This is a genomic window from Streptomyces sp. NPDC006997 (assembly GCF_040635175.1).
Taxonomy (GTDB): domain Bacteria; phylum Actinomycetota; class Actinomycetes; order Streptomycetales; family Streptomycetaceae; genus Streptomyces.
Genome location: NZ_JBEYHH010000004.1, coordinates 275,369 through 290,202, shown reverse-complemented (window position 1 = coordinate 290,202; position 14,834 = coordinate 275,369). Strand labels below are relative to the sequence as shown.

Below are 14,834 nucleotides of genomic sequence, written 5' to 3'. Positions count from 1 at the left end.
CGCATGGACGATCTCCCCGTACGGGACGAGCTGCGCGGCAAGTCCCCCTACGGCGCGCCCCAGCTGGACGTCCCCGTACGGCTGAACACCAACGAGAACCCCTACCCGCTGCCCGAGGCGCTGGTCGAGCGGATCGCCGAGCGGGTCCGCGACGCCGCCCGGCACCTCAACCGCTACCCCGACCGGGACGCGGTCGAGCTGCGCACCCGGCTCGCCGAGTACCTGACCGACACCACCGGCCACCGGGTCGGCCGCGCCAACGTGTGGGCCGCCAACGGCTCCAACGAGGTCATCCAGCAGCTGCTCCAGACCTTCGGCGGGCCCGGCCGTACCGCGATCGGCTTCGAGCCGTCGTACTCGATGCACGCCCTGATCGCGCGCGGCACCGGGACGGGCTGGGTCTGCGGACCCCGCGCCGCCGACTTCACCCTCGACGTGGAGGCCGCCGGGCGGGCCATCGCGGAGCACCGGCCGGACGTGGTGTTCCTCACCACCCCGAACAACCCGACCGGGAACGCCGTCCCGCGCGAGAGCGTCATCGCGCTCTACGAGGCCGCGCAGGCGGCGAAGCCGTCGATCGTCGTCGTCGACGAGGCGTACGTGGAGTTCAGCCACGGCGACTCGCTGCTGCCGCTGCTTCAGGGCCGTCCGCACCTGGTCGTCTCCCGCACCATGTCCAAGGCGTTCGGCGCGGCGGGCCTGCGCCTCGGCTACCTCGCCGCGGACCCGGCCGTCGTCGACGCCGTCCAGCTCGTCCGGCTGCCGTACCACCTGTCGGCGGTCACCCAGGCGACCGCGCTGGCCGCCCTGGAGCACACCGACACCCTGCTCGGCTTCGTCGAGCAGCTGAAGTCCGAACGGGACCGGCTGGTCGCCGAGTTGCGCGCCATCGGCTACGACGTCACGGAGTCCGACGCGAACTTCGTGCAGTTCGGCCGGTTCGACGACGCGCACACCGCCTGGCGGCACCTCCTCGACCGGGGCGTCCTGGTCCGGGACAACGGCGTGCCGGGGTGGCTGCGGGTCACCGCCGGGACGCCCGAAGAGAACGACGCGTTCCTCGACGCGGCCCGTGAACTGAAGAAGGAGCAGAGCGCATGAACCGCGTGGGACGCGTGGAGCGGGTCACCAAGGAGACCTCGGTCCTCGTCGAGATCGACCTCGACGGCGCCGGGAAGGTCGACGTGGCGACCGGTGTCGGCTTCTACGACCACATGCTCGACCAGCTCGGCCGCCACGGTCTGTTCGACCTCACCGTGAAGACCGAGGGCGATCTGCACATCGACTCGCACCACACCATCGAGGACACCGCCCTCGCCCTCGGCGCCGCGTTCCGGCAGGCCCTCGGCGACAAGGTCGGCATCTACCGCTTCGGCAACTGCACGGTCCCCCTGGACGAGTCCCTCGCCCAGGTCACCGTGGACCTGTCCGGCCGCCCCTACCTCGTGCACACCGAGCCCGAGAACATGGCGCCGATGATCGGCGAGTACGACACCACGATGACCCGGCACATCCTGGAGTCCTTCGTCGCCCAGGCGCAGATAGCGCTGCACGTGCACGTGCCCTACGGACGCAACGCGCACCACATCGTGGAGTGCCAGTTCAAGGCGCTCGCGCGGGCCCTGCGCTACGCCTCCGAACGGGACCCGCGCGCGGCGGGCATCCTCCCCTCCACCAAGGGCGCGCTGTGAACGGCGCCTCGACCGCCCTCATCCTCGTCGGCCTGTTCCTCGCGGGCGGCGTCTACTCGTTCGCCCGGCAGCAGATGCCCAAGGGCCTGATCGTGCTGCTCTCCCTCGGCGCCGCGCTGTGTCTGGTCGCGGGCGTCCTGCGGCTGGAGGTGTGGAATTGAGCACCACCCCCAAGAAGGTCGTCGTCTTCGACTACGGCTTCGGCAACGTCCGCTCCGCCGAACGCGCCCTCGCGCGCGTGGGGGCCGACGTCGAGATCACCCGTGACTACGACAGGGCCATGAACGCCGACGGGCTCCTCGTCCCCGGCGTCGGCGCCTTCGCCTCCTGTATGCGGGGGCTGACCAAGGCCCGCGGCGACTGGATCATCGACCGTCGGCTGTCCGGCGGCCGGCCCGTGATGGGCATCTGCGTCGGGATGCAGATCCTGTTCGCCCGTGGCATCGAGCACGGCGTCGAGACCGACGGCCTCGACGAGTGGCCCGGCGCGGTCGAACCGCTCCAGGCCGACATCGTGCCCCACATGGGCTGGAACACCGTAGACGCCCCGGCCGACTCCGAACTCTTCGCGGGCCTGGCCCCCGACGCCCGCTTCTACTTCGTGCACTCCTACGCCGTCCACGACTGGAACCTGGAGGCGCACAACCCGACCCTGGCGGCGCCCAAGGTCACCTGGTCCACGCACGGCAAGCCCTTCGTGGCCGCCGTGGAGAACGGCGCCCTGTGGGCGACGCAGTTCCACCCCGAGAAGTCCGGCGACGCCGGAGCGCAGCTGCTGAACAACTGGATCGGAACCCTCTGATGCCTTCGAAGCTCGAACTCCTCCCCGCCGTGGACGTCCGCGACGGCCAGGCGGTCCGCCTGGTGCACGGCGAGTCCGGTACGGAGACGTCGTACGGCTCCCCCCTGGAGGCCGCCCTGGCCTGGCAGCGGGCGGGCGCCGAGTGGCTGCACCTGGTCGACCTGGACGCCGCGTTCGGCACCGGCGACAACCGGGAGCTGATCGCCGAGGTCGCCGGGGCCATGGACATCAAGGTGGAGTTGTCCGGCGGCATCCGCGACGACGCCTCCCTCGCCGCCGCGCTCGCCACCGGCTGCACGCGCGTGAACCTCGGTACGGCCGCGCTGGAGACCCCGGAGTGGGTCGCCAAGGTCATCGCCGAGCACGGCGACAAGATCGCGGTCGGTCTGGACGTACGCGGCACCACCCTCCGTGGACGCGGCTGGACCCGGGACGGCGGCGACCTCTACGAGACGCTGGCGCGCCTCGACGAGGAGGGCTGCGCGCGGTACGTCGTCACCGACATCGCCAAGGACGGCACCCTCCAGGGCCCCAACCTGGAGCTGCTGAAGAACGTCTGCGCGGCGACGGACCGCCCGGTGGTGGCCTCCGGCGGCGTCTCCTCCCTGGACGACCTGCGCGCCCTCTCCGGCCTGGTCCCCCTCGGTGTCGAGGGCGCGATCGTCGGGAAGGCCCTGTACGCGAAGGCGTTCACCCTGGAAGAGGCCCTGGAGGCTGTGTCGTCATGACGTCCGACGCCGTACGGCGCGTGCAGAGCGGGAGTCCCTGGGAAGAGACCTTCGGTTTCGCGCGTGCCGTCGCGGCGGGCGACCGGGTGCTGGTGGCGGGCACGACGTCCTTCAAGGGCAGCGTGCTGTACGGGGAGGGCGACCCGTACGAACAGGCGAAGGTGGCCTTCACCAGCGCGATCGAGGCGATCGCCGGGTTCGGGCTCGGCGTGGAGTCCGTGGTCCGCACCCGGATGTACCTGACCCACGCGCGGGACGTCGAGGCGGCGGGCCGGGCCCACCGGGAACTCTTCGACACGGTCCGCCCGGTCTCGACGCTGCTGGTCGTGGCGGGCTTCGTCGACCCGCGCATCCTGGTCGAAGTAGAGATAGAGGCGTTTCTGGGACCTCAGGGACGCCCCAGAACATTTCAGGAACATCGAGGAGCCGTGGATCCATGACCCTGGCGGTCCGAGTCATCCCCTGCCTGGACGTCGACAACGGCCGGGTCGTCAAGGGCGTGAACTTCCAGAACCTGCGCGACGCGGGCGACCCCGTCGAGATGGCCAAGGTGTACGACGCGGAGGGCGCCGACGAGCTGACCTTCCTCGACATCACCGCCTCGTCCGGCGACCGCGAGACGACGTACGACGTGGTCCGCCGCACCGCCGAGCAGGTGTTCATCCCCCTCACCGTCGGCGGCGGCGTCCGCGCGGCCGAGGACGTCGACAAGCTGCTGCGCGCGGGCGCGGACAAGGTGGGCGTCAACACGGCGGCGATCGCCCGCCCCGAGCTGATCCGGGAGATCGCCGAACGCTTCGGCCGCCAGGTCCTGGTCCTGTCGGTGGACGCGCGCCGTACCGGGTCGGGCTCCTTCGAGGTGACGACCCACGGGGGCCGCCGCGGCACCGGCATCGACGCCGTCGAGTGGGCGCACCGGGCGGCGGAGCTGGGCGCGGGCGAGATCCTGCTGAACTCGATGGACGCCGACGGCACGAAGGACGGCTACGACCTGGAGATGATCGCCGCCGTCCGCAAGCACGTCACGGTCCCGGTCATCGCCTCCGGCGGCGCGGGCGCCCTCGCCCACTTCCCCCCGGCCATCGAAGCGGGCGCCGACGCGGTCCTGGCCGCCTCGGTCTTCCACTTCGGCGACCTGCGCATCGGCGAGGTGAAGGAGACGCTGCGGGGGGCGGGGCACCCGGTGCGGTGAGGTCGGACGTCAGTTCGGTCCAGCGCCCGCGGTAGCGGACTCGGTAGCGGACGAGGTACCGGTCGCCCTAGGGTGCCCGTATGCCTGGAATCACGATCGAGTTCACCGAGGAAGAGCTGGCCGAGCTGCGCGCGGAGGCCAGGGAGCAAGGCGTCGCGATCAAGCGGCTGGCGCACGACATACTCACCGAGGACGTCGTGCGGCGGCGGCAGCGGCAGAAGTTCATCGAGGGGGCGAGCGCCAAGTTCCAGACGCTCGCCCCCGAGTTCCTGGACGCCTTCCCGGAGGGCGACCGGTGATCCTCCACATCGACGCGGGCTGGATCCTGGGGGTCCAGTACGGCAGCACGCCGACGGATCCCGCGCTGCGTGACTGGGGCGCACTGCACGCGGCCGTGGAGCGGCACAAGTTCGAGCGCTTCGCTGACGAGGCGTACTACGAGGAGACGCCGACCCGCGCGGCCGTGCTGCTGCACACGATCGTGCTGCTCGCCCCCTTCGAGGACTACAACGGCCTGATCGGCGCCATGTGCGCATGGGAGTACATGGAGCAGTCCGGCACCCCGCTCTCGCCACCGCCAGGCGCCATGGTCCAACTCGTGCGAGACGTCCGAGGCGGCAAGGCCGGTCTCCAGGAGACTGCCCGCCTGCTGCGCGACTGGGCCTCGTGACCACCGAGGCCGACATACCGTCGGCCACCGCTGATCCGGCCAGACCCGCCCACCGGGACGGCAACGTCCTGCGGTGGGTCGCCGCGTACACCGCCTCCATGGTGGGGGACAACGTCTACTACATCGCCCTGTCCTGGGCGGCCGTGCAGGCCGGGAGCGCCGCCGAGGCGGGGGCGGTGATGGCGGTGAGCGCGCTGCCGCGGGCGGTGCTGCTGCTTGGCGGGGGAGTGATCGCCGACCGGTTCGGGCCGCGCCGGGTCGTCATCGGCAGCGACGTGGCGCGGTGCGCGGCCGTGCTCGCGGTGGCGGCGCTGCTGGCGTTCGCCGGCCCCGGGCTGTGGGCGCTCGCCGTGCTCGCGCTCGTCTTCGGGACGGTCGACGCCGTCTTCCTGCCCGCCGTGGGCGCCCTCCCCGCGCGCGTGACCGACCACGGCCAGCTCGCGCGGGTGCAGGGGATGCGCGGCCTCGCCAGCCGCTGCGCCAGCGTCGTCGGGGCGCCGCTCGGCGGCATCGCCGTGGCCGTCGGCGGCGCGGCGGCGGCGTTCACGGTCGCCGGGCTGCTGATCGCCGTATCCGTACCGCTGCTGGTCTCCGTCCGGGTACGCAAGGCGCCGCCCGACGCCGGGGACGGCGGCACCGCCTGGCGGGACCTGGTCGCCGGGCTGCGCTACATCCGCCACCACCGCGTCCTCGCCCCGCTGATGCTGGCCATCGCCCTCGGCGACCTCGGCTTCGTCGGACCGCTCAACGTCGGCGTCACCCTGCTCGCCGAGGAACGCGGCTGGGGCGCCTCCGGGCTCGGCTGGATCGTCGCCGGGTTCGCCACCGGCGCCGGCGCCGCGGCCCTGCTGCTCACCGTGCGCGGACGGCTGCCGCACGCCGGGCACGTCGCCGCGTACGCCATCCTCGCGGGCTCGGTCGCCATCGGCGCGCTCGCCTACGCGCCCGGCGTCGTCGCCGCCGTCGGCATCGCCCTGCTCGTCGGGCTGCTCGCCGGGCTCAGCGGCACCCTGTGCGGCGCGCTGATACAGACCCAGTCCGACCCCGCCCGCCTCGGCCGGGTCACCGCCGTCGCCGCGCTGGTCAGCCTGGGACTGGCCCCGCTGACCATGCCGCTGACCGCCACGGCCGTCGGCGCCTGGGGCACCGGCCCGGTGTTCGTGGGCAGCGCGGCGGTCTGCGGGCTCGGCGGGGTCGTCGTACTGTGCGCGCGGGAGCTGCGGCGCGCCGAGCTCCCGCGCTGAAGGGGCCCGCTCAGATCCCCAGCTGCTTGCTCCCGTGCAGCTTGGCGATCGCGTTCTCGTCGCCGTCCAGCTCCACCTTGGCGGCGCTCTGGCGGCCGTACAGGAACAGCACCAGCTCGGAGGGCTGACCGGTCACCGTGACGACCGGCGCGCCCCGGTGGGCGACCGCCGTCTGGCCGTCCGGACGGCGCAGCACGAGGCCGGTGGGGGCGCCGCGGCCCATCAGCCGGGCCGAGCGCTCCAGACGGGACCAGAGGGCGTCCTGGAAGACCGGGTCCAGCTCCCGCGGCGACCAGTCGGGCTGGGCGCGGCGGACGTCCTCGGCGTGGACGTAGTACTCGACGGTGTTCGACGCCTCGTCGATCTGCTTCAGGGAGAAGGGCGAGAAGCGCGGCGGGCCGGTGCGGATGAGCTGGATCAGTTCCTCGTACGGCTTGGCCGCGAACTCGTCCATCACCTTCTCCAGGCGGGACGCGAGCTGCTTGATGAGGATGCCCCCGGCGGCGTCGGGGCGGCGCTCGCGCACCACGAGGTGTGCGGCGAGGTCACGGGTCTGCCAGCCCTCACAGAGAGTCGGGGCCTCCGGGCCCGCGGTCTCCAGGAGGTCGGCGAGAAGGAGCCGTTCACGCTGGGCAAAGGTTGACATGGGCTCAGCCTATGACCGGCGCCGCGGTCCGCCCAGTGGACATCCCGCCGGGGATGCCAGTGGCGCCCGGCACAATGGCACCCATGACCAGCACTCCGCCGTCCAGCAGCCTGGACCCCGAGATCGCCGCGCGCCTCAAGCGCAGCGCCGACGGTCTCCTGCCCGCCATCGCCCAGCAGTACGACACCGGTGAGGTGCTGATGCTGGGGTGGATGGACGACGAGGCGCTGCACCGGACGCTGACCACCGGCCGGTGCACGTACTGGTCCCGCAGCCGCCGGGAGTACTGGGTCAAGGGCGACACCTCCGGGCACTTCCAGTGGGTGAAGTCCGTCGCCCTGGACTGCGACGCGGACACCGTGCTCGTCCAGGTCGACCAGGTCGGCGCCGCCTGCCACACCGGCGCCCGCACCTGCTTCGACGCCGACGTGCTGCTCGAGGACGGCTCCCCGGCCGCCGCGGATCAGTAGGGTCGGCCGCCATGGACCTCGACACGTTCCGCAAGCTGGCCACCGACCGCCGCGTCATCCCCGTCACCCGCAAGCTCCTCGCCGACGGTGACACCCCGGTCGCGCTCTACCGCAAGCTCGCCGCCGAGCGCCCCGGCACCTTCCTGCTGGAGTCCGCGGAGAACGGCCGCTCCTGGTCCCGGTACTCCTTCGTCGGGGTGCGCTCCGCCGCCACCCTCACCGAGCGCGACGGACAGACCCACTGGCTCGGCACCCCGCCCGTCGGCGTCCCCGTCGACGGCGACCCGCTCGCCGCCCTGCGCGCCACCATCGAGGCCCTGCACACCCCCCACCAGGACGACATGCCGCCCTTCACCGGCGGCATGGTCGGCTACCTCGGGTACGACATCGTGCGCCGCCTGGAGAAGATCGGCCCCGGCGAGCGGGACGACCTGAAACTGCCCGAGCTGACCATGCTGCTCACCAGCGACCTCGCCGTCATGGACCACTGGGAGGGCTCGGTCCTGCTGATCGCCAACGCGATCAACCACAACGACCTGGACACCGGCGTCGACGAGGCCCACGCCGACGCCGTGGCCCGGCTCGACGCGATGGAGGCCGACCTCACGCGCGCGGTCGCCCAGCCGCCCGCCGTCCTGCCGCCCTCCGAACTGCCCGAGTACACCGCCCTGTGGGGCGGCCCCGACTTCCAGCGCGCCGTCGAGGACATCAAGGAACGCATCCGCGCGGGGGAGGCCTTCCAGGTCGTCCCCTCCCAGCGCTTCGAGACGCCGTGCGAGGCCAGCGCGCTCGACGTCTACCGGGTGCTGCGGGCCACCAACCCCTCCCCGTACATGTACCTGTTCCGCTTCGACGGCTTCGACGTCGTCGGATCGTCCCCCGAGGCACTGGTGAAGGTCGCCGACGGGCAGGCCATGGTGCACCCCATCGCCGGGACCCGGCACCGCGGCGCCACCCCACAGGAGGACCAGGCCCTCGCCGAGGAACTGCTCGCCGACCCCAAGGAGCGCGCCGAGCACCTCATGCTCGTCGACCTCGGCCGCAACGACCTCGGGCGGGTCTGCGAACCCGGCTCCGTGGAGGTCGTCGACTTCATGTCCGTCGAGCGCTACTCCCACGTCATGCACATCGTCTCCACGGTCACCGGCCGGGTCGCCCCCGGCCGCACCGCCTTCGACGTGCTCACCGCCTGCTTCCCCGCGGGCACCCTCTCCGGCGCGCCCAAGCCGCGCGCCCTGCAGATCATCGACGAACTCGAACCGTCCCGGCGCGGCCTGTACGGCGGCTGCGTCGGCTACCTCGACTTCGCGGGCGACTCCGACACCGCCATCGCCATCCGCACCGCCCTGCTGCGCGACGGCACGGCATACGTGCAGGCGGGCGCCGGGATCGTCGCCGACTCCGACCCCGTCGCCGAGGACGACGAGTGCCGCAACAAGGCCGCGGCGGTGCTGCGCGCGGTCCACACGGCGGGCCGACTGGGACGGCCGGAGGCCAACCGCGCGTGAAAATGGGGCGCTTCTCACGTGAACCCGGGTACGGGTTCACGCACGGCGCACGCCATAGTGGAGTACGTGACTGCCGTACCTCACCCCCCTTCCGAAGCCGCGGAACCCGCGCGGGCCAGCCGCCGGAGTCTCGCCGCGGCGCTGCTGTGCGGCGCCCTCGGCGCGGCCGTGGCGCTGCTGGCCACCCGCCAGCGGTGGTCGGAGGGCACCGCGACCGTCGCCGGTGGCGCCTTCCCGCTGACCGCCAAGGGCAGTGACGTCACCGGCGTCCCCGCCGCCCTCGCCATAGTGGGCCTCGCCGCGCTCGTCGCCGTCTTCGCCGTCCGCCGCAGTGGCCGGTACGCGGTCGCCGCGCTGCTCGCCCTCTCCGGCGTCGGCACGCTCGTCACCGCGCTGCTCGGCGCCTCCGACAGCGCCGCCCTCGACGAGCAGGCCGCGCGGGTCTCCGGCGACACCTCCGCCACCGTGGACGCCCTCAGCCACACCGCCTGGCCGTACGTCGCCGCGGCGGGCGGCGCGCTGCTCCTGGTCGCCGGTCTCCTCGCGCTGCGCTACGGCCGCCTGTGGCCCGCCATGTCCGGCCGCTACGAACGCTCCGGCGCCCCCCGCGCGCGCCGCGCCGCCACCGCGGCCGACCCGGACCGCCCCGAGGACCTGTGGAAGGCCCTCGACCGCGGCGAGGACCCGACGGCGGGCGCGGACCCGGCGTGAGCGTACTGGTGCCCCCCGCTCACACCGCGCGCACCGGTACGGGACAATGGGCCCTGTGAGCGGCAGGCTCACCCAAGTACACGGCAACGAGGAGCAAGCAATGGCGGGCAGCAGCCACGGTCACGGTCACACCCCGGCCGCCTGGGCGGGTGTCATCATCGTCTTCATCGGGTTCTGCGTGGCGGGCCTCTTCATGGTGGCGGACAGCCCGGTGGGCTTCTGGGCCGGGATGGCCGTCATCGCCCTCGGCGGTGTCGTCGGCGGCATCATGCGGGCGATGGGCATGGGCGCCCCCAAGGCGCAGCCCCTCAAGATGACCGAGTCCACGACGGCCGGCGCCAGCAGCTGACCCGACCTCCCCGGGGGGCGGCCGGCACGGACACCGGTGCCGCCCCTCAGGCGTGTCCCCCCGGCTGGCGGTCCCCGCTGGCGCGTTCCGGGCCCGCGCGGGGCACAATGCCAAGCGTGAATGCCGACCACCCGAGCGTGACCCCGCCCGTCGCGGGGAGCCTGGCCGGGCGACTGGCCGTCCCGGCCGGAATGCTCGCCGCCGTCGCCGCCGCCTTCGCGTACGTCGGCGCCATCGACCCCAACGAGCCCGGTCACTACCCCGCCTGCCCGCTGCTGTACTCCACCGGCGTGTTCTGCCCCGGCTGCGGCGGGCTGCGCAGCGCCCACGCCGTGGTGCACGGCGACTTCGCGGCGGCCCTCCAGGCGAACGCGGTGGCCGTCGCGGGCTACGCCCTCTTCGCCGTCGTCTGGGCCGTCTGGGTCGTCCGCGCGGTCCGCGGACGGCCGCTGCGGATCGAGTTGCGGAACGCGCAGCTGTGGACCGCAGGGGCGTTGCTGCTGGTGTTCACCGTTGTCCGGAACCTGCCGTTCGGTGGCTGGCTTCATCCTTGATCATGTGGGGAAGGTCCAGGTAGTGGGACCGGCGTCAACCGGATGCGGGGCCTCAGCCGTCCTGCGGCTACCATCGCAGTGACCATAGGTTTTCCGCCGAAATCAGTGCCGCTTGGAAGGGGGCCGCTCGCGTGAGTGTGCTCGACGAGATCATCGACGGAGTCCGTGCCGACCTCGCGGAGCGGCAGGCGCGCGTCAGCCTCGACGAGCTGAAGGAGCGCGCGGCGAAGGCCCCCGCGGCCCGGGACGGCGCCGCCGCCCTGCGCGGCGACGGCGTCAAGGTGATCTGCGAGGTCAAGCGCTCCAGCCCGTCCAAGGGCGCGCTGGCCGCCATCGCCGACCCGGCCGGACTCGCCGCGGACTACGAGGCGGGCGGCGCGTCCGTCATCTCCGTCCTCACCGAACAGCGCCGCTTCGGCGGCTCGCTCGCCGACCTGGAGGCCGTCCGCGCGCGCGTGGACATCCCCGTCCTGCGCAAGGACTTCATCGTCACGTCGTACCAGCTGTGGGAGGCCCGCGCGTACGGCGCCGACCTCGCGCTGCTGATCGTCGCGGCGCTCGACCAGGCGGCCCTGGAGTCGCTGATCGAGCGCGCCGTGTCCATCGGGCTCACCCCGCTCGTCGAGGTGCACGACGAGGACGAGGTGGACCGCGCGGTCGACGCGGGCGCCAAGGTCATCGGCGTCAACGCGCGCAACCTCAAGACGCTGGAGGTCGACCGCACGACCTTCGACCGCGTCGCCCCCGAGATCCCGGACACCATCGTGAAGATCGCCGAGTCCGGCGTCCGCGGCCCGCACGACCTCATCGCCTACGCCAACGCGGGCGCCGACGCCGTCCTCGTCGGCGAGTCCCTCGTCACCGGCCGCGACCCCAAGGCCGCCGTCGCCGACCTGGTCGCCGCGGGCACCCACCCGGCGCTGCGGCACGGCCGCGACTGACCCGGACGGCCGTACGCCGCTACTCTTTCTCTCGATGACTCTCCCGATCACCCTGGCGACCAGGGACCCGTACGCCCGGCTGGCCCGGGGCTGCCGTCCCCGCGGCTGCCGCGCGCCCGCGCGGCGCGTCCACGGGCGCCGGGTGCGGTACGTGATCGGCGACGAACCCGGGCAGGTCAACGGCCGTCGATGGCAGCGCCCCTGAAAGGGGCGCGGGGAACTGCGCGACCAGCCCACCACGACGGTTGGTCGGCTGACGCCTCCGCCCCCACGGCGATTCGTTTTCACGCAGAACACTCACCGTGAGGTACCACCATGCCCAGCGAGTTCTTCGTCCCCGACCCGGAGGGCCAGGTCCCGAGTGCCGAAGGCTACTTCGGCGCGTTCGGCGGCAAGTTCATCCCGGAGGCCCTCGTCGCCGCCGTCGACGAGGTCGCCGTCGAGTACGACAAGGCCAAGCACGACCCCGAGTTCGCCCGCGAGCTGGACGACCTGCTCGTCCACTACACGGGCCGCCCCTCGGCGCTGACCGAGGTCCCCCGGTTCGCCGCGGAAGCGGGGGGCGCCCGGGTCTTCCTCAAGCGCGAGGACCTCAACCACACCGGCTCCCACAAGATCAACAACGTCCTCGGGCAGGCCCTGCTCACCCAGCGGATGGGCAAGACCCGGGTCATCGCCGAGACCGGCGCCGGACAGCACGGCGTCGCCACCGCGACCGCCTGCGCGCTGTTCGGCCTGGACTGCACGATCTACATGGGTGAGATCGACACCCGCCGCCAGGCCCTGAACGTGGCCCGGATGCGGATGCTCGGCGCCGAGGTCATCGCCGTGAAGTCCGGCAGCCGCACCCTCAAGGACGCCATCAACGAGGCGTTCCGCGACTGGGTCGCCAACGTCGACCACACCCACTACCTGTTCGGCACGGTCGCCGGTCCGCACCCCTTCCCGGCGATGGTCCGCGACTTCCACCGCGTCATCGGCGTCGAGGCCCGCCGCCAGCTGCTGGAGGCGGCCGGGCGGCTGCCCGACGCCGCGATCGCCTGCGTCGGCGGCGGCTCCAACGCCATCGGCCTCTTCCACGCCTTCATCCCGGACGCGTCCGTCCGCCTGATCGGCTGCGAGCCCGCCGGGCACGGCGTCGAGACCGGCGAGCACGCGGCCACCCTCACCGCGGGCGAGCCCGGCATCCTGCACGGCTCCCGGTCCTACGTCCTCCAGGACGACGAGGGCCAGATCACCGAGCCGTACTCGATCTCCGCGGGCCTGGACTACCCGGGCATCGGCCCCGAGCACTCCTACCTCAAGGACACCGGCCGCGGCGAGTACCGCGCGGTCACCGACGACGCCGCCATGCAGGCGCTGCGCCTGCTGTCGCGCACCGAGGGCATCATCCCGGCCATCGAGAGCGCCCACGCCCTCGCCGGGGCCCTGGAGGTCGGCAGGGAACTGGGCGAGGACGGTCTGATCGTCGTCAACCTGTCCGGGCGCGGCGACAAGGACATGGACACCGCCGCCCGGTACTTCGGGCTGTACGACACGGACGCCGAGGTCGCCGAGGACGCCTCGGGCACCGCCGAGATCGAGGGGGACGCCAAGTGAGCGGCAACATCCAGCTGTTGACGGACACCCTCGCCGGTGCGAAGGCCGAGGGGCGCGCCGCGCTGATCGCCTACCTCCCGGCCGGGTTCCCGACCGTGGACGGCGGCATCGAGGCGGTCAGGGCCGCGTTCGACGGCGGCGCCGACGTCGTCGAGGTCGGGCTGCCGCACAGCGACCCGGTCCTCGACGGTCCCGTCATCCAGACCGCCGACGACATCGCCCTGCGCGGCGGCGTGAAGATCGCCGACGTGATGCGGACGGTGCGCGAGGCGCACCAGGCCACCGGGAAGCCGGTGCTCGTCATGACGTACTGGAACCCCATCGACCGCTACGGCGTCGAGCGGTTCACCGCGGAGCTTGCCGAGGCGGGCGGGGCCGGGTGCATCCTGCCCGACCTGCCGGTGCAGGAGTCGGCGCTGTGGCGCGAGCACGCCGCGAAGCACCAGCTCGCCACGGTGTTCGTGGTCGCGCCCAGCAGCAGGGACGCACGGCTCGCCGAGATCACCGAGGCGGGCAGCGGCTTCGTCTACGCCGCCTCCCTGATGGGCGTCACCGGCACCCGGGAGTCGGTCGGCGCGCAGGCCCAGGACCTGGTCGAGCGCACCCGCGCCACCGGCACCGACCTGGCCGTCTGCGTCGGCCTCGGCGTCTCCGACGCCGCCCAGGCGGCCGAGGTCGCGGGCTTCGCGGACGGCGTGATCGTCGGCTCGGCCTTCGTCAAGCGGATGCTGGACGCGCCCGACGACGCCGCCGGCGTGCGGGCCGTGCGGGACCTCGCCGGGGAGCTGGCGAAGGGCGTGCGCGGACAGGCGTAGGACGGGCCCGCTTGTGCTGGGGGTCGCTCGAACGGGTGGACCTGGGGCCGGGGAGGCGCGCTGCGCCTCCCCGGTTCGTTCTGCGGGGTGTGAGCGAGAAGAACCGTGAGGGAAAGCGGACCGCCCGGGAGCGGCTGGCGGTCGAGCGTGAGAAGCAGAAGCGCGCGGAGAAGCGGCGGCGCGGCCTGATCGTGGGCGTCACCGTGGTCGGCGTCCTCGGGCTGGCGGCGGTGGTCGGCGTGGTCGCGGCCAACGCGGGCAAGGACGACGGGGGTGGGAAGGCGGGCCCGGTCGTGGCGCCCTCGGGCGCCCGGGGCAAGGACGGGCTGGCCATCCCGGTCGGCGAGGAGAGCGCGAAGTCGACGCTCACCGTCTGGGAGGACTTCCGCTGCCCGGCCTGCAAGTCCTTCGAGGTGACCTACCGCCCGGTGCTCCACGAGCTGACCGACGCCGGGAAGCTGAAGGTCGACTACCACCTGGCCACCATCATCGACGGCAACATGCGCGGCAGCGGCTCCCGTGAGGCCGCCAACGCGGCGGCCTGCGCCCAGGACGCCGGGCACTTCAGCGCCTACCACGACGTGCTCTACGACCAGCAGCCCCCGGAGACCGACGACGCCTTCGCCGACACCGGCAGGCTCATCGAGCTGGCGGGCAAGGTCAAGGGCCTCGACACCCCGGCGTTCCGCGCCTGTGTGGAGAACGGCAAGCACCACAGCTGGGTCGACAAGTCCAACGAGGCGTTCCGCGCGGGGGGCTTCACCGGCACCCCGACCGTGCTGTTCGGCGGGAAGAACATCGTCCAGGACCGCACCATGACCCCGGCGAAGCTGAAGCAGCTGGTGGAGGAGCAGGCCGCGCGGGGCTGAGCGGGGCGCGGGGGTGAGTGGGGGGCGCCTGTTATGGACCCGTAG

At 72.9% G+C, this 14,834-nt stretch carries 21 protein-coding genes; 20 read left to right on the top strand and 1 reads right to left on the bottom strand.

The annotated features are described in order from the left end of the window. Positions 1–3 precede the first annotated feature (3 nt). From ABZ659_RS06020 to ABZ659_RS05975, 10 genes are all read left to right on the top strand, one after another. Positions 4–1,101, top strand: coding sequence for a histidinol-phosphate transaminase (locus tag ABZ659_RS06020; protein WP_360213987.1), 1,098 nt, complete (start codon positions 4–6; stop codon positions 1,099–1,101). Continuing rightward, positions 1,098–1,691, top strand: coding sequence for an imidazoleglycerol-phosphate dehydratase HisB (gene hisB / locus ABZ659_RS06015; protein WP_360213922.1), 594 nt, complete (start codon positions 1,098–1,100; stop codon positions 1,689–1,691). Before ABZ659_RS06020 ends, hisB begins: the two co-directional genes overlap by 4 nt. Then, positions 1,688–1,852 (top strand): hypothetical protein, encoded by a 165-nt coding sequence (locus ABZ659_RS06010; RefSeq protein WP_360213920.1) that lies wholly within the window; start codon positions 1,688–1,690, stop codon positions 1,850–1,852. Before hisB ends, ABZ659_RS06010 begins: the two co-directional genes overlap by 4 nt. Further along, entirely contained in the window at positions 1,849–2,493 is a 645-nt protein-coding gene (gene hisH, locus ABZ659_RS06005; RefSeq protein ID WP_360213918.1) for an imidazole glycerol phosphate synthase subunit HisH, read from the top strand. Before ABZ659_RS06010 ends, hisH begins: the two co-directional genes overlap by 4 nt. Beyond that, entirely contained in the window at positions 2,493–3,221 is a 729-nt protein-coding gene (gene priA, locus ABZ659_RS06000; RefSeq protein WP_360213916.1) for a bifunctional 1-(5-phosphoribosyl)-5-((5-phosphoribosylamino)methylideneamino)imidazole-4-carboxamide isomerase/phosphoribosylanthranilate isomerase PriA, read from the top strand. Before hisH ends, priA begins: the two co-directional genes overlap by 1 nt. After that, entirely contained in the window at positions 3,218–3,661 is a 444-nt protein-coding gene (locus ABZ659_RS05995) for a RidA family protein (RefSeq protein WP_360213914.1), read from the top strand. Before priA ends, ABZ659_RS05995 begins: the two co-directional genes overlap by 4 nt. Continuing rightward, positions 3,658–4,413 carry an imidazole glycerol phosphate synthase subunit HisF gene (hisF, locus tag ABZ659_RS05990; protein ID WP_360213912.1) on the top strand — a complete coding sequence of 252 codons (756 nt, stop codon included), beginning with the start codon at positions 3,658–3,660 and terminating at the stop codon, positions 4,411–4,413. The genes ABZ659_RS05995 and hisF overlap by 4 nt, the downstream gene beginning before the upstream one ends. An 80-nt stretch (positions 4,414–4,493) precedes the next feature. After that, positions 4,494–4,712 (top strand): hypothetical protein, encoded by a 219-nt coding sequence (locus tag ABZ659_RS05985; RefSeq protein WP_360213910.1) that lies wholly within the window; start codon positions 4,494–4,496, stop codon positions 4,710–4,712. Beyond that, positions 4,709–5,083: a hypothetical protein gene (locus ABZ659_RS05980; RefSeq protein WP_360213908.1), complete on the top strand. Its 375-nt coding sequence runs from the start codon at positions 4,709–4,711 to the stop codon at positions 5,081–5,083. Before ABZ659_RS05985 ends, ABZ659_RS05980 begins: the two co-directional genes overlap by 4 nt. Then, positions 5,080–6,327, top strand: a complete 1,248-nt coding sequence (locus ABZ659_RS05975; protein ID WP_360213906.1) for an MFS transporter — start codon at positions 5,080–5,082, stop codon at positions 6,325–6,327. The genes ABZ659_RS05980 and ABZ659_RS05975 overlap by 4 nt, the downstream gene beginning before the upstream one ends. A 10-nt stretch (positions 6,328–6,337) precedes the next feature. Here the strand turns inward: ABZ659_RS05975 and ABZ659_RS05970 are convergent, their stop codons facing one another. Continuing rightward, positions 6,338–6,973 (bottom strand): TIGR03085 family metal-binding protein, encoded by a 636-nt coding sequence (locus ABZ659_RS05970; protein ID WP_360213904.1) that lies wholly within the window; start codon positions 6,971–6,973, stop codon positions 6,338–6,340. An 83-nt stretch (positions 6,974–7,056) separates the two neighbouring features. Between ABZ659_RS05970 and hisI the strand changes: the two genes are divergently transcribed. From hisI to ABZ659_RS05920, 10 genes are all read left to right on the top strand, one after another. Continuing rightward, the gene (hisI, locus tag ABZ659_RS05965; RefSeq protein WP_360213902.1) at positions 7,057–7,443 is read left to right on the top strand and encodes a phosphoribosyl-AMP cyclohydrolase; all 387 of its coding nucleotides are present in this window, start codon (positions 7,057–7,059) and stop codon (positions 7,441–7,443) included. 11 nt (positions 7,444–7,454) lie between these two features. Continuing rightward, positions 7,455–8,951: an anthranilate synthase component I gene (locus ABZ659_RS05960; RefSeq protein ID WP_360213900.1), complete on the top strand. Its 1,497-nt coding sequence runs from the start codon at positions 7,455–7,457 to the stop codon at positions 8,949–8,951. 57 nt (positions 8,952–9,008) lie between these two features. Further along, positions 9,009–9,662: a TIGR02234 family membrane protein gene (locus ABZ659_RS05955; protein WP_360213898.1), complete on the top strand. Its 654-nt coding sequence runs from the start codon at positions 9,009–9,011 to the stop codon at positions 9,660–9,662. 100 nt (positions 9,663–9,762) lie between these two features. Further along, positions 9,763–10,011, top strand: a complete 249-nt coding sequence (locus tag ABZ659_RS05950) for an HGxxPAAW family protein (RefSeq protein ID WP_360213985.1) — start codon at positions 9,763–9,765, stop codon at positions 10,009–10,011. 107 nt (positions 10,012–10,118) lie between these two features. After that, the gene (locus ABZ659_RS05945) at positions 10,119–10,565 is read left to right on the top strand and encodes a DUF2752 domain-containing protein (RefSeq protein ID WP_360213896.1); all 447 of its coding nucleotides are present in this window, start codon (positions 10,119–10,121) and stop codon (positions 10,563–10,565) included. 131 nt (positions 10,566–10,696) lie between these two features. Next, positions 10,697–11,506: an indole-3-glycerol phosphate synthase TrpC gene (gene trpC / locus ABZ659_RS05940; protein ID WP_360213894.1), complete on the top strand. Its 810-nt coding sequence runs from the start codon at positions 10,697–10,699 to the stop codon at positions 11,504–11,506. A 34-nt stretch (positions 11,507–11,540) separates the two neighbouring features. After that, on the top strand, positions 11,541–11,711 hold the full coding sequence (locus ABZ659_RS05935; RefSeq protein ID WP_360213892.1) for a hypothetical protein: 171 nt from the start codon (positions 11,541–11,543) through the stop codon (positions 11,709–11,711). Between the two features lie 110 nt (positions 11,712–11,821). Next, positions 11,822–13,105: a tryptophan synthase subunit beta gene (gene trpB / locus ABZ659_RS05930; RefSeq protein WP_360213890.1), complete on the top strand. Its 1,284-nt coding sequence runs from the start codon at positions 11,822–11,824 to the stop codon at positions 13,103–13,105. Next, positions 13,102–13,920: a tryptophan synthase subunit alpha gene (trpA, locus tag ABZ659_RS05925; protein WP_360213888.1), complete on the top strand. Its 819-nt coding sequence runs from the start codon at positions 13,102–13,104 to the stop codon at positions 13,918–13,920. The genes trpB and trpA overlap by 4 nt, the downstream gene beginning before the upstream one ends. A gap of 89 nt (positions 13,921–14,009) precedes the next feature. Continuing rightward, positions 14,010–14,789 (top strand): thioredoxin domain-containing protein, encoded by a 780-nt coding sequence (locus ABZ659_RS05920; RefSeq protein WP_360213886.1) that lies wholly within the window; start codon positions 14,010–14,012, stop codon positions 14,787–14,789. The last annotated feature ends 45 nt before the right edge of the window (positions 14,790–14,834 follow it).

What these genes read in the sequence shown, in the direction of transcription:
- ABZ659_RS05970 (WP_360213904.1), bottom strand. Translation starts at nt 6,973, where the DNA reads ATGTCAACCTTTGCCCAGCGTGAACGGCTCCTTCTCGCCGACCTCCTG.
- hisI (WP_360213902.1), top strand. Translation starts at nt 7,057, where the DNA reads ATGACCAGCACTCCGCCGTCCAGCAGCCTGGACCCCGAGATCGCCGCG.
- ABZ659_RS05985 (WP_360213910.1), top strand. Translation starts at nt 4,494, where the DNA reads ATGCCTGGAATCACGATCGAGTTCACCGAGGAAGAGCTGGCCGAGCTG.
- ABZ659_RS05960 (WP_360213900.1), top strand. Translation starts at nt 7,455, where the DNA reads ATGGACCTCGACACGTTCCGCAAGCTGGCCACCGACCGCCGCGTCATC.
- trpB (WP_360213890.1), top strand. Translation starts at nt 11,822, where the DNA reads ATGCCCAGCGAGTTCTTCGTCCCCGACCCGGAGGGCCAGGTCCCGAGT.
- ABZ659_RS05950 (WP_360213985.1), top strand. Translation starts at nt 9,763, where the DNA reads ATGGCGGGCAGCAGCCACGGTCACGGTCACACCCCGGCCGCCTGGGCG.
- priA (WP_360213916.1), top strand. Translation starts at nt 2,493, where the DNA reads ATGCCTTCGAAGCTCGAACTCCTCCCCGCCGTGGACGTCCGCGACGGC.
- ABZ659_RS05945 (WP_360213896.1), top strand. Translation starts at nt 10,119, where the DNA reads ATGCCAAGCGTGAATGCCGACCACCCGAGCGTGACCCCGCCCGTCGCG.
- ABZ659_RS05935 (WP_360213892.1), top strand. Translation starts at nt 11,541, where the DNA reads ATGACTCTCCCGATCACCCTGGCGACCAGGGACCCGTACGCCCGGCTG.
- ABZ659_RS05995 (WP_360213914.1), top strand. Translation starts at nt 3,218, where the DNA reads ATGACGTCCGACGCCGTACGGCGCGTGCAGAGCGGGAGTCCCTGGGAA.
- ABZ659_RS06020 (WP_360213987.1), top strand. Translation starts at nt 4, where the DNA reads ATGGACGATCTCCCCGTACGGGACGAGCTGCGCGGCAAGTCCCCCTAC.
- hisF (WP_360213912.1), top strand. Translation starts at nt 3,658, where the DNA reads ATGACCCTGGCGGTCCGAGTCATCCCCTGCCTGGACGTCGACAACGGC.
- hisB (WP_360213922.1), top strand. Translation starts at nt 1,098, where the DNA reads ATGAACCGCGTGGGACGCGTGGAGCGGGTCACCAAGGAGACCTCGGTC.